The following is a 13,501-nucleotide window of genomic DNA, read 5'->3' on the forward strand; positions in this document are numbered from 1 at the left end:
CGCTTGAATTAAATAAGGAATGTCCATGTATTTAAAATATCTGGCTTTTTTATGTACTCCGCTGCTTTTTTCCGCATGTGCTGTTTCAGACGTCCGGTCATCTCAGACGGAGCGCATCTTGGTATATAAATCTGATGGTTCGCGACAATGCGGCAGTGGCAGTGGCGTGAGCGTACAGGAAATGCTGCGAGAATTAGATGGCATCAAGGTTTATACGGCACGTGCAGATGTGTTGCATGGTGTGGTATTTCCGGCGGTTTGTGGCGGCGGTACACCAAATATCAATGTTTATATGATTGATGAGAAAAATCTGAATAAAGCGCAGCAGCGCGGATTTCATCTGTTGCAAAATAAAGGTTTTGGCGTATTTTGACGGTTGAGGCCGTCCGAAAAGATTGACGATTAACATGAACGAAAGAATTTCTCCCGATGCACTGATTGAAGCGGCTTTGCTCACACAAGTCGAGCCTTTAAGCGAAAAAGCGATGCGCGAATTGTGTGTGCCGCCGTTGTCGCAGGATAAGTTGATTGATGTGTTGTCGAATTTGAAAACACGCTGGCAAAACCGTGCGCTGCAATTGGTGCACACACATGAAGGCTGGCGCTTTCAGATTGCGCAGGCGGCGTTTGAGCGATTGGGCAGTTTGCAAGAGCAGCGTGCACCGCGCTATTCACGTGCGGTGATGGAAACGCTGGCGATTATTGCCTACCAGCAGCCGGTGACGCGTGGCGATATTGAAGGCATTCGCGGTGTGGCGGTATCGCAAAATGTGATGCAGACTTTGCAGGATAGGGGATGGATTGAAGTCATCGGGCATCGTGATTCAGTCGGCAAACCATCGCTTTGGGCCACTACAGTGCGTTTTTTAAGTGATTTAAATATAGGCAGCTTGGAGGATTTGCCGCCATTAACTGAATTAGGTGAGTTGATACTGCCGGATATAATGGATATACCGCCCATCGGTGATGAAGATGACAAGCAAACAGAATCTGTCGAAGAGGTAAGGCTGCTCTTGAACTAAGGTCTAGTAATTTAAGACAGATTGAATAATATCGTGACGTGCAGGTAACAGCAGTCAGCATTCTGCTGACTGTGGTCGTATAGGATTGGCGTATAATCCCTTATTCTGATTTTCCTGATTTGCAGCATGACTTTTTTAAAAGACATTACTTGGACGGAAATTTTTGTCGTCATCCACACTACCGCAGCTTTGGCTTGTATGCTGCGCGTGTTGTACAAACAGAAAAACATTGGCTCGACGTTTGCTTGGCTGATTATTTTGTTTCTGTTTCCCGTGTTCGGCACCATCGCCTACATCTTAATTGGCGAACCGCGCTTAGGCACAGCGCGCGCCAAACGTAGCGGCGAGATGAACCGCTTTTACGGCCAATTTGCCGACAAATACCTACATGACATCCATCTCGATATCAGCGGTAAAATGAAACCGCATCTGCACGGCATCAGCCAAGTAGCAGCGCACACCACCGGCTTGGGCGCAACGCAAAGCAATGCCATGACCTTGCTTTCCACCACCGACACCATCATCGACACCATGATTGCCGACATCGAACAAGCAGAAACATCGGTGATGATGGCGTTTTATATTATCGATGCGCAGGGGCGGATTGAGAAATTACTGGAAGCGTTGATGAAGGCGGCGCAGCGTGGCGTTGATTGCGCGATTTTAGCCGACGGCGTGGGCAGTCGTGATTTTTTAAACAGCTATTGGGTCGGGCGTTTACGTCAGGCCGGTGTGGAAATCGAATGTGCCTTGCCGGTGGGCTTGCTCAAAACCTTATTCACCCGCACCGATTTACGCAACCACCGTAAAATTTTAGTGGTTGACGGCAAAATCGGCTACACCGGCAGCTTTAATTTAGTTGACCCCAGCTATTTCAAACAAGATTCCGGTGTGGGCGAGTGGATTGATGTGATGATGCGCTGCACCGGACCGATGGTGTTGGAAATGGCGGCGGTGTTTTTTGCTGATTTGGCGGTGGAAGATGATGAAAATCTGCAAGGTATTCAGCAATACTTGAAGCAGCATGAAGACCGCATCCCGCAAATGCTGCCTGAAAAAATGAAGCAGGGTAATGTCATCGCGCAAGTGATTCCGTCTGCTCCGGAGCAAAGCAGCCATGTGATTTACGAAACCATTGTCAGCGCGATTTATGCTGCTACTTATCAAATCACCATCACCACGCCGTATTTTGTGCCCGACGAACCGCTGCTGCTGGCATTGACTTCTGCCGCCAAACGCGGTGTGGACGTGACGCTGATTGTACCCGCCAAGGTCGATTCGACCATGGTACATTATGCTTCACGCGCTTATTATCCGATGCTGCTCGAATCGGGCGTGAAACTGGCTTTGTTCGACGGCGGTTTGTTGCATGCCAAAACCATGACGATTGACGACGATTACGCGCTGTTTGGCACGGTCAACATGGATATGCGCAGTTTCTTCCTGAATCTGGAAATCAGCTTGGCGATTTACGACCACGGTATGACGCAGAAAATTTATGATTTGCAGCAAAGCTATCTGACCGACAGTCAATATATTTCTGCTGATGAATGGCAGCAACGCTCTAAATGGTGGATTTTGGTGGAAAACGTGGTGCGTTTGATGAGTCCATTGCTTTAATATTAAAGGCCGCCTGAAATTTCAGACGGCCTTTTTTCTAGTGATTTAAATAAAATCGGTTTAACTATCAAGCTTTATGCAATTCATTAACGCGTTCTACTTCTTCTCGGCTGCCCATGATGACTGACACACGTTGATGCAGGCCGGTTGGCTGGATGCTGAGAATGTCTTCCAATGCATTGCTGGCCATGCCGCCGCTTTGGGCGAAGACCAGGCTCAACGGGTTGGCTTCATACATTAGGCGCAGTTTGCCCGGTTTGCTCGGGTCGCGTTTGTCCTGCGGATACATAAACACGCCGCCGCGCATTAAGATGCGGTGGATTTCAGCGACCATGCTGGCAACCCAGCGCATATTGTAGTTTTTGCCGCGCGCACCGGTTTCACCGGCCAAAAGCTCGTCGATGTATTGTTGCATAGGTGCGAACCAGTGGCGTTGGTTCGACATATTGATGGCAAATTCTTTGGTGGCTGCCGGAATCTGCGGATTTTCTTGGGTCAACACAAATTCGTTTTGCTCATTCAGGGTGAACACGAATACGCCGTGTTTCAAGGTAAACACCAATTGCGTTTGCGGGCCGTATAACACATAGCCGCTGCCGACTTGGTCTTGGCCTTTTTGCAGGAAAGATTCGGTGTTCAACGTGCCTTCAGGTTTGGCCAAAATCGAGAAAATGGTACCAACGGAAATGTTCACATCGATATTGGACGAACCATCAAGCGGGTCGAACAAGATCAAATAGCCGCCGTTTTCGTTGCAAGCGACAAAGGTGTCTTCTTCTTCGCTCGCCAAACCGGCGACATTTGGGTTGCTTTTTAATACATCAATCAATACATCATTGGCAATGACATCGAGTTTTTTCTGGTCTTCGCCTTGCACGTTACCCGTTCCGGCCATGCCCAATACACCGGCCAATGCGCCCAAGCGGACTTTATCGCTGATGTCTTCACAGGCAGAAACAACGGATTGCAACACACTGCCCAATTCGGCAGGTACGTTGTTTTGTTGCAGGTGTTGTGGTAAAAATTGCGCTAAAGTAGTCATGTCACACTCTTTTCTTCAATAAAAGTCATGGAATTTTGATTTCAGACGGCCTACCCCAGTTTTATTGCGCTGGCGTAATTTCCGAAGCCACGGCTGATGCCGCTTCAGGTTGGCTGATGCTTTCTTCCGCACACGCCATGGCAGCGCTGCTGAGTTTGTCGGTGAGTTCGGGGCTGATTTTACCGGCGAGCATATCGGTTAAGTCTTGCGTGGAAACGCTGTCGAACATTTTACCGGCCGTGCAGTCGCAGATTTGGCGAACTTTTTCTGCCGATACGAATTGCTGGTCTTGCGGAACCCGGTTGACGCATTGCTCGGAAACCACGGTGATAAAGCCATTGCGCATTTGTTCGTTGACGGCTTGGGAAATGGGATCGTTTTCCGCGCCGCTGCATGAGCTTAACAAGAATGGGGTAAGGGATAACGCAAGCAAATAAAGGCGTGGGCGCATGATGTAAGGCCGTCTGAAAAGATGTAGTTAATTGTAATGGAAAACGCGGGTGTAGGCTATCTTTAACGATTAGTGGGACATATAAAAGCTAGGTCGTCTGAATCGTTCAGACGGCCTAAAGAGGATAGGATTTATTTAATTTGATAATCCAACACAAATTTTGCCCCTTGATCTTGCGCCAAAATATCGGTGAGCGCAGGCAGGTTGTTTTGCAGTTGTTCGGCCAAAAGATAGGGTGGGTTGATGATAAACATACCACTGCCGTGCATGCCGAAGCCGTCGGCGTGTGGGGTGTGGACGTGTAATTCGGCGTGCAGGTAATTTTGCGGCGACAGCTTTTGTAATTGCTCCGGCAATTTGCGGCTTTCTTCGCGGCTTAAGCATGGATACCACACCATGTAGCAGCCGGATTCAAAGCGTTTTTGTGCGTCTTTTAATGTTTGCACCACGCGCTGGTAATCCTGTTTTTCTTCATACGGCGGATCAATTAGCACCACGGCGCGGCGGGTAGGTGGTGGCAGCAGGGCAATCAAACCTTGGTAGCCGTCGCTTTGGCTGATGATGCCGCGGCGGCCTAAGCGAGCTTCACGCATATTGTTTTGCAGATGCTGAAAATCGCTCGGATGCAGTTCAAACAGACGCAGCTTGTCGCTTTCACGCGTGAGCGCTTGTGCCAGCCAAGGAGAACCGCAATAGAGGTTTGCTTGCGGTAGGATTTGTTTCAGACGGCCTGTGAATTCGGCCAACTCGCTGGGCAGGTTTTGTGCTTGGTTGAGCAGGGCAATGCCTTGTTTATATTCGCCGACTTTTTGTGCTTCACTGCTGCCCAAATCGTATAAACCCGCGCCGCTGTGGGTGTCGATATACCAATAGGGTTTGTCTTTGTGGTTGAAATATTCTAAGGCGAGAAACAGGGTGAAATGTTTGAGCATATCGGCATGGTTGCCGGCATGAAAGGCGTGGCGATAGCTGAGCATGATGGCCGTCTGAAAAATGAATAAGAGAAAAGATTATAGCAAACTTGGTGCGGCAGATTTCAATAAAACCGAGACCTTTGCAAAATGCCTATCTTTGGCAAATTTCTTCGTTGTGCGCTGCTCGAAAGCTTGCCTATCTTTATGATGCGCTGCTACAACTTTGAACTGCACTCAAATTTAGGGTTTTGCAAAAGTATCAAGCCATCTGAACAATTCAGACGGCTTTTTTAAACTCAAAATTAATTGGTGGCGAAGGTATTGCATTGGTTGATGTCGCCGCTGTCGATACCGCGTTTCAACCATGCCATGCGCTCGGCAGATGAGCCGTGGGTGAAGCTGTCGTGAACCACATAGCCTTGCGATTTTTTCTGCAGGCGGTCGTCGCCCACAGATTCGGCAGCCAGCATGGCTTCTTGCACGTCATTGGTGTCGAGCAGGTTTTGATTGATGGAATCGCGCGCCCAAATGCCGGCAAAGCAGTCGGCCTGTAATTCGAGTTTCACTGACAAGGCATTGGCTTGGGTTTTGCTTGCACCGCGTTGCGCTTGGGTTACTTGCGGCAAAATGCCCAACAGGTTTTGCACATGGTGGCCGACTTCGTGGGCAATCACGTAGGAAAAGGCAGCATCGCCGGACGCACCCAGTTTGGTGCGCATGTCTTCATAAAACGACAAATCCAAGTAAACGGTTTGGTCGCCCGGACAATAAAAAGGTCCCATGGCCGCCTGACCGGTGCCGCAAGCGGTGGATGTGCCGCCGGTGTAGAGCACCATTTTGGCCGGACGGTATTGCTGGCCATGTTGGGCAAAAATTTTGCTCCAAGTTTGTTCGGTATCGGCCAAAACTACGCGTGAGAGCTCGTTTAATTGGCTTTCCAATTTGCTGTCGAGCGTAGATTGCTGGCTCATGCCCGCGCTTGGCGTGCCAACTAGGCCGGATAAATCGATACCGTAATAAGCGCCGACCAGCAATACGATGATGCCGATGATGCCGGGCGTTTTACCACCGCCCCCTCCGCTCCTGCCCCGACGGTCTTCTACATTTGAGCTTTGTCTGCGTCCTTGCCATTTCATGTGTCGATTCCTTGTTGGGTCATGGTTCTTGCTGTTTATTATACGTGACAATAGAAAATTCTGTTAGCGTGAAAATGGTCAGATGATGATTTAAATTTTATGCGAAATCATATGCTTGTTATGCAGTCAATAAAAATGCCGTCTGAAAGGTTTCAGACGGCATAAATGAATTAACGATTAAACTGCTTCAGCTTTAGTGATGATGACCGCTTCTGTCGGCACATCGTCATGGTAGCCGTGGCGTTTGGTAGATACGCCTTCAATCGCGTCCACGACATCAAAGCCTTCAATCACTTTACCGAATACGGCATAGCCCCATTCTTGCACCACATTGCGGCCGTGCATTTCTTTTGAACGGTGGTTTAAGAATGCATTGTCGGCGGTGTTGATGAAGAATTGCGCGCTGGCAGAGTGTGGGTCAGAAGTACGCGCCATGGCGATGGTGTATTTGTCGTTAGACAAACCGTTGCCTGCTTCGTTTTGAATCGGCTCGCGGGTGTTTTTCTCGCTCATGTTTTCATCCATGCCACCGCCTTGAATCATAAAGCCTTTAATGACGCGGTGGAAAATCACGCCGTCGTAGAAGCCGTCTTTGACGTATTGTTCGAAGTTGGCCGCGGTTACAGGTGCTTTGTCAAAATCCAATTCGATTTTAATGTCGCCTTTGTTGGTGTGTAGAATAATCATGGGTTTCCTTTCGTTAAATATCTTTGAAAAAATGGAGTGTACCAGAGAAAATTCAAGGCCGTCTGAAAGAATTATGAACTGCACCCCAAAAGTTGGACACTTCCCCCCCCCAACTTTAGAAAGGTGCAGTTTTCTTATGTCCAAATATACACTAGACTTCAAATACCGAGCCGTACTCCATTACCATCAAGTGCACAGCCAACAGCGCACCGCAGAGCATTTCAACGTCTCCCGCACACACCTGCGCCGTTGGATTGCCGCCTACCGTCAAGGCGGTATAGCCGCACTTCAGCACCCACAGGCTACGCTTATGAAGACTACGCAGACCAAACGCAACAATCCCTTTATCGTCGACAAACCCGACCATGAAAAAACTCAGGCAGAGCTGATTGAAGAGTTACGCTACATGAGGGCGGAGATCGACTACCTAAAGCACATGAAAGCCCTCAACGAAAAGAACGCCACCAAAGTTGCGAAACCGTTCAAACGCTGAGGGCGAAGCACCTGCTGAAATACTTGTTGCACAGTGCCGGCATACCCAAAAGCAGTTTCTACTACCACATCGGTAAATCCGATCCCGATATAGAAGCCAAAGCGGCGGTGAGTGAAGTCTATCACCAACACAAAGGTCGCTACGGCCAACGGCGGATTGGCGCTGTATTGTCGTGGAATAAAAAGAAAGCGAGACTATTGGGGCTAAAAGCCAAAGTACGCAACAAAAAAGCCTATCGTCCGCAAGTTATAGGAGAAACGTCGAAAAACATCCTTAAGCGTGCATTCACTGCTGATAAAGCGGGAGATAAATGGTTGACCGATGTGACCGAGTTTAAATGTACCGACGGCAAACTGTACTTATCGCCGATATTGGATGTATTCAATCGTGAGATTGTGGCTTATGAGCTCAGTAGAAAGTCGGACAGCAAGATGGTGATGCAGATGCTGGATAAGGCATTCGGCCGTCTGAAAGGGCAGACCCCGCTGCTGCATTCTGACCAAGGTGTGCTTTACCGAACTCAGGCTTATCGGGAAAAGCTGGCGGAGAAAGGCATTGTGCAGAGCATGTCGCGCAAAGGGAATTGCTGGGACAATGCACCGATGGAGAGTTTCTTCGGGACATTAAAAGTGGAAAGCTTCTATCAGGAAGGTGTGTTATCGGTGGCAGAGTTGACCAAAGTGATAGATGATTACATACATTACTATAATCATGAACGTATTAGTTTGAATTTAAAAAAGCTGAGTCCTGTGGCTTACAGGACCCAGCTTGAACAGGCTGTTTGAGAAAGATTTTTAATTTGTCCAAGAATTGGGGGACAGTTCAATTATTTTCAAACGGCCTTGAATCAGAGAATCAAGCGATTGTTTACATCAATACGAAGTATGCCCAGAAAGCCACTAAGAATACACACATGATGTTGAGCAAGATGCCGACATTCATCATTTGTTTCTGACGAATCATGCCGGTACCGAACACAATCGCATTTGGCGGCGTGGCCACCGGCAGCATAAATGCACACGAAGCACCGATGCCGATGACGAATACCAATACTTGCTCCGGCAAGCCCATTTGTGCGGCGATGGTGGCAAAAATCGGTACCAATAGCGCGGCAGAGGCGGTGTTACTGGTAAATTCGGTCAGGAAGATGATGAATGCGGCCACCACCAAAATCACCAACAAGGGATGTGCACCCGAGAACGTAGTTGCCACTTGTTGGCCCAAAGCCAGTGAAGCGCCGGATTGTTGCAGCAATGCACTCAGGCTGATACCGCCACCGAAGAGCATCAAGACACCCCAGTCGGTATTACGGGCAACTTCTTTCCATTGCGCTACGCCAAATACCACCACAGCAATCGCAGCCATCAAGGCAATCACCGTATCCGGATTGGCGATCCCGAATGCAGCTTTGATTTTCGAACTGAAAATCCATGCACAGGCGGTTGCCAAGAAAATCAACAGGGCGATGACACGGTGCAAGGTCCACGGAATTACTTCGGCTTTGACTTCAACGCGATCATTTAAATTTGGTTTCAGAATGATAAACAAAGCCAGCAGCATCAGTGGCAAAATCAGCAGCATCATCGGCAGACCAAGCTTCATCCACTCAACAAAGTCTAAGTCCAATGCTTTAGCAGCAATCATGTTTGGCGGGGAACCAACTACGGTACCCAGGCCGCCGATACTGGCGCAATAGGCGATACCCAGCAGCACGAAGACGAAGGTTTTGCGGTCTTTTTCTTTATCTAAGTGATCCATCATACCCATTGCCAATGGCAGCATCATCGCGGCGGTGGCGGTGTTGCTGATCCACATAGATAAGAATGCGGTTACACCAAACATCATTAGGACGGCGGCTTTCATATTGCCGCGAGAGAGCATCAGCAGGCTGACGGCAATTTTTCGGTCAAGACGCTGCATGTGCATGGCGGTTGCCAAGGCAAAGCCACCGAAGAAAATATAAATGGTCGGGTCGGCAAAACCGGCCATGGCTTTTTTGATGTCCATTTCCGGGAATGCCAAAATCGCACCGGCCACTGGGACCATCAGCGCGGTAATGGTGATGTGTACCGCTTCGGTAAACCATAAAATCGCGACAAAAAGCAGTAAAGCCAAGCCTTTGTTGGCATTGGTTTCATAAGGCAGAATGTGGTAAATACCGTAGCAGAGGACTGCGGCTGCAAGCGTGATAATCAGGCCTTTAAAGTCGGTAATCGGCTTTTGCGCACTGAGCAGCTCAACGTTTTCCGCGTGTTCGGACTTGTCTTTTGCATGTAAATCCATACTGCGTTCCTTTGTGAGAGTGAATTGAAAAAGACAGGATTTTGGGAAGATTATTTTATTATCAATCACTTAATTTAATTTGTTCAGATCAAGATAATAGTAATAATTGAATAGAAGTATATTTGTAATTGAAGATAGTGTAAACATAATGTAAAAAAATTTTACTATTATTTTAATTAATTCTAAATTTTGTTTATAAAACAAATGGGTGATTGATACGAAAATTTTAGCTTTTCGAATCATACAGATTGCAGAAAAAGCAAGAAAAGGAAAGGCACAGCTGAATTTTGTGACGAAAAAACAGTTTTGTTAAAAAGGCAATGATGAAGATGGATTTTTATTTGAAACAATTATAATAATGCCCATTATGATGAGATGTCTCATCATAATGGGCATTATTGCGAATTCAATTAATAACTTTTAAGTATATTTGGAAAAATCAGTTTATTTGGAATTGGTTAAGCAACAAGGGTGAGTAGCTCGGCGGCATGGTGGCGTGTCGTATCGGTGATGATTTCACCGCCCAACATACGGGCCACTTCTTCCACGCGTTCTGGTTCGTTTAACACGCGGATTTCGCTGACGGTTTGTTCGCCTTCGCTGTGTTTGCGTACTTGCCAATGATGTTCACCACATGAGGCCACTTGGGGTAAATGGGTAACGGCCAAGACTTGATGTTGTTTGCCCAAAGCGCGCAAGGCTTTGCCCACTATTTCTGCCACGCCGCCGCCAATGCCGGTATCGACTTCGTCAAAAATCAAGGTCGGTACATGGGTGTATTGGCTGGATACGACTTGGATGGCCAAGCTGATACGCGCCAATTCGCCGCCCGAAGCAACTTTGTTTAATGGACGCGATACGCTGCCTTTGTTGGCAGCTACTTGGAATTGCACTTGCTCCAAGCCATGGGCAGTTGGTGATGATGGCAGCAAAACGATGTCGAAACGTGCGCCTTTCATTGCCAAGTGTTGCATATGCTCGGTGGTTTCGGCGCTCAATCGGCCGGCAGCTTGATGGCGCATGGCGGATAGTGTGTGCGCAGCTTCTTGGTATTCGGAAAATTGTTGCGCAACGGCTGCTTCTAAAGCTTCCAAATCGGCAGCAGCGTGTAAGCTTTCCAACTGGCTGGCGATTTCGGCTAATTTATCCGGTAGGGCTTCCGGCTCGATGCGGTATTTGCGCGCCATGCTCATGAGTTCGGCCATGCGGCGTTCTTGTTCGGCCAATTCATCAGGATCGATATCGGTGCGACCGGCTACATCGCGCATATTGGCACTGATTTCTCCTAATTCGGCTTCGATGCTGGCGAGCATATTCAGGCTTTCGGCAAAGCGCGGTTCGATGTTTTGCAGGTTGCCGAGCAATTTTTGGCATTGGTAGATTTGGCGCTGAATGCCGTTGTCGCCGTCGATGTTTTCGCCGATTTGTTCGGCTATTTGCAATAATTCGGCAGAGTGCGCCAAGCTGTCGTGGCTTTGACTAAGAGTTTCCCATTCGCCGGCTTGCAGGTTGAACTGGGTTAATTCGTTAAACTGCCATTCCAAACGTTCGCGCTCGATGGCGATATTTTCGGATTGCTCTTGCGCTTCTTGCAGCGATTTTTTGGCAGCAACCCAGCTTTGGTATTGTTGGCGCACACTTTCTGCCTGCTCCAATGCACCGGCGAAGGCATCCAAAAGCTGGCGCTGGGCGGATTCTTGGTTTAGGGAATGATGGGCATTTTGGCCGTGGATATCGATTAATTGCTCGCCGATGGTTTTGAGCTGCGCCAAAGTAGCAGCTTGGTTGTTGATGTAGCTGCGGCTTTTGCCTTTGGCGTCGATGATGCGGCGGATGTTGAGTTCTTCCGCATCATCTTCCAGCAAGCCTTGTTCGAGCAATTGGGCTTGCAATTGCGGCAGGCTGCCAATATCAAATAAGGCGGAAAGTTGCGCTTCTTTGGCACCGTTGCGCACTTGGCTGTAATCAGCTTTGTCGCCTAAAAGCAGGCCGAGCGCGTCGAGCGTGATGGATTTACCGGCACCGGTCTCGCCAGTCAGCACAGTAAAGCCGTTTTGGAAATCTAAGTTTAGGTTTTCAACAATCACGAAATCGCGTAAAGAGAGTGCCAGCAACATGATGGTATTCCTTAGTATGATAAAGGCTGTCTGAAAAGAATAATTTAAACGGTTTTCTTTAGATGGGTTTATTTTAACTAAGATTTTTCGTAATTGGAATAAGATTTTATATATTTTATTGCTGATTTTGTTGAATTTATTTTTAAAGTGTTGAATTTTATGGTTTTATTTGTTGTAAAAAAGGCCGTCTGAAATTCAGACGGCCTTTGATGTATAGAAGAACTAGATTAAGACATGAAAGCGTTGAATACCAAAACCAGCGCCAAACATGCACCTGAACCAATGAAGGAAATCATGGTTTTGGCCATAAATTGGTCTTTGACTTCTTTCAAACCATACAGGCCGTTAAATACCCAGAAACCACTGTCGTTAAAGTAGCTGAACGATACGGCACCAGCACAAGTGGACATGGCAACCAAAGTTGGGTTCAAGCCTAATTGTGGTACCAAAGGCGCGGTCAGGGTGGCGGCGGTAATCAGTGCCACAGTCGCGCTACCCAAAGAGATACGCATCAAAGCGGCAATCACGAATGGAATCAAAATACCCGGAATACCGACATTCAATACAGCTTCACCCAAGGCGTTACCGATACCGGCATCGCGTACAACATAACCCAAAGCACCACCCGCACCAGTAATAAACAGAATCATACCGGTAGATTTCACGCCATCTTCAATCGCTTTATTGATTTCTTGTTTGCTCAAGCTGCGCCCCAAGCCATACAAGGCAATCAGCAGACCGATAATCAGAGCCATAATCGGATGGCCGACGATTTTGAAGAATGAGGCAAAGGCGTTTTCCATTTTCAGGAAGCTGACGGTGGTGTTACCTAAAATCAGAATCAATGGAATGATAATCGGGGCAAATGACAGACCAGCACCCGGCAGGTTTTTGTCTTTGTAGATTTGCTCCATGTTTTCAATCGAGCGGATGTATTCTTCTTTAAATTCTTTGCGGTCGAATTCACCTTCATCGTTCGGAATCATGTAGATTTTTTTGCCGAGCCATTTACAGTATAAAGTCGATACGATCAGGGTTGGAATGGTGAGCAAAATACCCCACAGAATCATCACACCCATGTCGATTTCCAAAATACCGGCAACAGCCAGCGGACCCGGAGTAGGTGGAATGAAAACGTGTGCCAATTGCAAGCCGGTGGCCATGGCCAAGCCCAAACCGATCACACTCTTACCGGTCATGCGGGACAAAGATTTGGCCAACGGGGTCAGAATAATCAGGCCGGAGTCGGCGAATACCGGAATCGCCACCACATAACCGGTTAAGGCCAATGCCCATTCTTCCTTGGCTTTACCAATCAATTTAATGATGGAAAACGCCATTTGCTCAGCGGCACCGGAACGCTCCAACACGGCACCCACCATCACACCCAAACCGATGATGATACCGGTGCTGCCCAGCGTGCTGCCGAAGCCGCTGGTGATGGATTTAATCACATCGGCAAACGGCAGGCCGCCGATGATACCGGTGGTTAATGAAGCTAAAATCAAAGCGACAAAAACGTGAATACGCGTTTTCATGGCCAAGAACAACAGAAGGGCGATACCCACAGCCAAGCCCAAGAGCATTTGGCCGCTGCTTACAGTGGCTTCCATAGTTTTTCCTTTATGTATAAAAGTAGCAAATGTAGATGATTGCTTATTAATCTGTCGGACAAGCTTACTAAAGATGCAGACCGTTTTTCAGACGGTCTGCATCATCGACCCGTCAAACAGGTG

13 protein-coding genes are annotated in these 13,501 nt (G+C 47.9%); 5 read left to right on the top strand and 8 right to left on the bottom strand.

Going from position 1 to position 13,501, the window contains the following annotated elements:
- The first annotated feature begins 25 nt into the window (after positions 1-25).
- The 3 genes from ACM67B_RS04360 to cls all read left to right on the top strand — a co-directional run bounded on the left by ACM67B_RS04360 (position 26) and on the right by cls (position 2,642).
- Entirely contained in the window at positions 26-373 is a 348-nt protein-coding gene (locus ACM67B_RS04360; RefSeq protein ID WP_416190303.1) for a hypothetical protein, read from the top strand.
- A 34-nt stretch (positions 374-407) separates the two neighbouring features.
- Positions 408-1,022: an SMC-Scp complex subunit ScpB gene (gene scpB / locus ACM67B_RS04365; protein WP_416190304.1), complete on the top strand. Its 615-nt coding sequence runs from the start codon at positions 408-410 to the stop codon at positions 1,020-1,022.
- Between the two features lie 126 nt (positions 1,023-1,148).
- Positions 1,149-2,642, top strand: a complete 1,494-nt coding sequence (cls, locus tag ACM67B_RS04370) for a cardiolipin synthase (RefSeq protein WP_416190305.1) — start codon at positions 1,149-1,151, stop codon at positions 2,640-2,642.
- A 67-nt stretch (positions 2,643-2,709) separates the two neighbouring features.
- On the opposite strand, the gene ACM67B_RS04375 is transcribed toward cls, so the two are convergent.
- The 5 genes from ACM67B_RS04375 to ACM67B_RS04395 all read right to left on the bottom strand — a co-directional run bounded on the left by ACM67B_RS04375 (position 2,710) and on the right by ACM67B_RS04395 (position 6,872).
- Positions 2,710-3,684: a class 1 fructose-bisphosphatase gene (locus ACM67B_RS04375; RefSeq protein ID WP_416190306.1), complete on the bottom strand. Its 975-nt coding sequence runs from the start codon at positions 3,682-3,684 to the stop codon at positions 2,710-2,712.
- Between the two features lie 61 nt (positions 3,685-3,745).
- Entirely contained in the window at positions 3,746-4,135 is a 390-nt protein-coding gene (locus tag ACM67B_RS04380) for a hypothetical protein (protein WP_095503383.1), read from the bottom strand.
- A gap of 131 nt (positions 4,136-4,266) precedes the next feature.
- Entirely contained in the window at positions 4,267-5,112 is an 846-nt protein-coding gene (locus ACM67B_RS04385; RefSeq protein ID WP_416190307.1) for a 23S rRNA (adenine(2030)-N(6))-methyltransferase RlmJ, read from the bottom strand.
- A gap of 239 nt (positions 5,113-5,351) precedes the next feature.
- Positions 5,352-6,185 carry a neutral zinc metallopeptidase gene (locus ACM67B_RS04390; protein ID WP_416190308.1) on the bottom strand — a complete coding sequence of 278 codons (834 nt, stop codon included), beginning with the start codon at positions 6,183-6,185 and terminating at the stop codon, positions 5,352-5,354.
- Positions 6,186-6,362: 177 nt separating this feature from the next.
- Positions 6,363-6,872 (bottom strand): peptidylprolyl isomerase, encoded by a 510-nt coding sequence (locus tag ACM67B_RS04395; protein WP_416190309.1) that lies wholly within the window; start codon positions 6,870-6,872, stop codon positions 6,363-6,365.
- Between the two features lie 136 nt (positions 6,873-7,008).
- Here ACM67B_RS04395 and ACM67B_RS04400 point away from each other — a divergent pair, with 136 nt between their 5' ends.
- Positions 7,009-7,365: a helix-turn-helix domain-containing protein gene (locus tag ACM67B_RS04400; protein WP_416190310.1), complete on the top strand. Its 357-nt coding sequence runs from the start codon at positions 7,009-7,011 to the stop codon at positions 7,363-7,365.
- A gap of 23 nt (positions 7,366-7,388) precedes the next feature.
- On the top strand, positions 7,389-8,150 hold the full coding sequence (locus ACM67B_RS04405; protein WP_416190311.1) for an IS3 family transposase: 762 nt from the start codon (positions 7,389-7,391) through the stop codon (positions 8,148-8,150).
- Positions 8,151-8,232: 82 nt separating this feature from the next.
- On the opposite strand, the gene ACM67B_RS04410 is transcribed toward ACM67B_RS04405, so the two are convergent.
- The 3 genes from ACM67B_RS04410 to ACM67B_RS04420 all read right to left on the bottom strand — a co-directional run bounded on the left by ACM67B_RS04410 (position 8,233) and on the right by ACM67B_RS04420 (position 13,378).
- On the bottom strand, positions 8,233-9,648 hold the full coding sequence (locus tag ACM67B_RS04410; RefSeq protein WP_416190312.1) for an SLC13 family permease: 1,416 nt from the start codon (positions 9,646-9,648) through the stop codon (positions 8,233-8,235).
- Between the two features lie 458 nt (positions 9,649-10,106).
- Positions 10,107-11,765, bottom strand: coding sequence for a DNA repair protein RecN (gene recN / locus ACM67B_RS04415; protein ID WP_416190313.1), 1,659 nt, complete (start codon positions 11,763-11,765; stop codon positions 10,107-10,109).
- Between the two features lie 227 nt (positions 11,766-11,992).
- Entirely contained in the window at positions 11,993-13,378 is a 1,386-nt protein-coding gene (locus ACM67B_RS04420; RefSeq protein ID WP_416190314.1) for a GntP family permease, read from the bottom strand.
- Positions 13,379-13,501 lie beyond the last annotated feature (123 nt).

Source organism: Neisseria sp. CCUG17229, from assembly GCF_047839235.1.
GTDB lineage: Bacteria > Pseudomonadota > Gammaproteobacteria > Burkholderiales > Neisseriaceae > Neisseria > Neisseria brasiliensis.

What these genes read in the sequence shown, in the direction of transcription:
- ACM67B_RS04390 (WP_416190308.1), bottom strand. Translation starts at nt 6,185, where the DNA reads ATGAAATGGCAAGGACGCAGACAAAGCTCAAATGTAGAAGACCGTCGG.
- ACM67B_RS04385 (WP_416190307.1), bottom strand. Translation starts at nt 5,112, where the DNA reads ATGCTCAGCTATCGCCACGCCTTTCATGCCGGCAACCATGCCGATATG.
- ACM67B_RS04410 (WP_416190312.1), bottom strand. Translation starts at nt 9,648, where the DNA reads ATGGATTTACATGCAAAAGACAAGTCCGAACACGCGGAAAACGTTGAG.
- ACM67B_RS04375 (WP_416190306.1), bottom strand. Translation starts at nt 3,684, where the DNA reads ATGACTACTTTAGCGCAATTTTTACCACAACACCTGCAACAAAACAAC.
- ACM67B_RS04360 (WP_416190303.1), top strand. Translation starts at nt 26, where the DNA reads ATGTATTTAAAATATCTGGCTTTTTTATGTACTCCGCTGCTTTTTTCC.
- ACM67B_RS04420 (WP_416190314.1), bottom strand. Translation starts at nt 13,378, where the DNA reads ATGGAAGCCACTGTAAGCAGCGGCCAAATGCTCTTGGGCTTGGCTGTG.
- ACM67B_RS04395 (WP_416190309.1), bottom strand. Translation starts at nt 6,872, where the DNA reads ATGATTATTCTACACACCAACAAAGGCGACATTAAAATCGAATTGGAT.
- recN (WP_416190313.1), bottom strand. Translation starts at nt 11,765, where the DNA reads ATGTTGCTGGCACTCTCTTTACGCGATTTCGTGATTGTTGAAAACCTA.
- ACM67B_RS04400 (WP_416190310.1), top strand. Translation starts at nt 7,009, where the DNA reads ATGTCCAAATATACACTAGACTTCAAATACCGAGCCGTACTCCATTAC.
- scpB (WP_416190304.1), top strand. Translation starts at nt 408, where the DNA reads ATGAACGAAAGAATTTCTCCCGATGCACTGATTGAAGCGGCTTTGCTC.
- ACM67B_RS04380 (WP_095503383.1), bottom strand. Translation starts at nt 4,135, where the DNA reads ATGCGCCCACGCCTTTATTTGCTTGCGTTATCCCTTACCCCATTCTTG.
- cls (WP_416190305.1), top strand. Translation starts at nt 1,149, where the DNA reads ATGACTTTTTTAAAAGACATTACTTGGACGGAAATTTTTGTCGTCATC.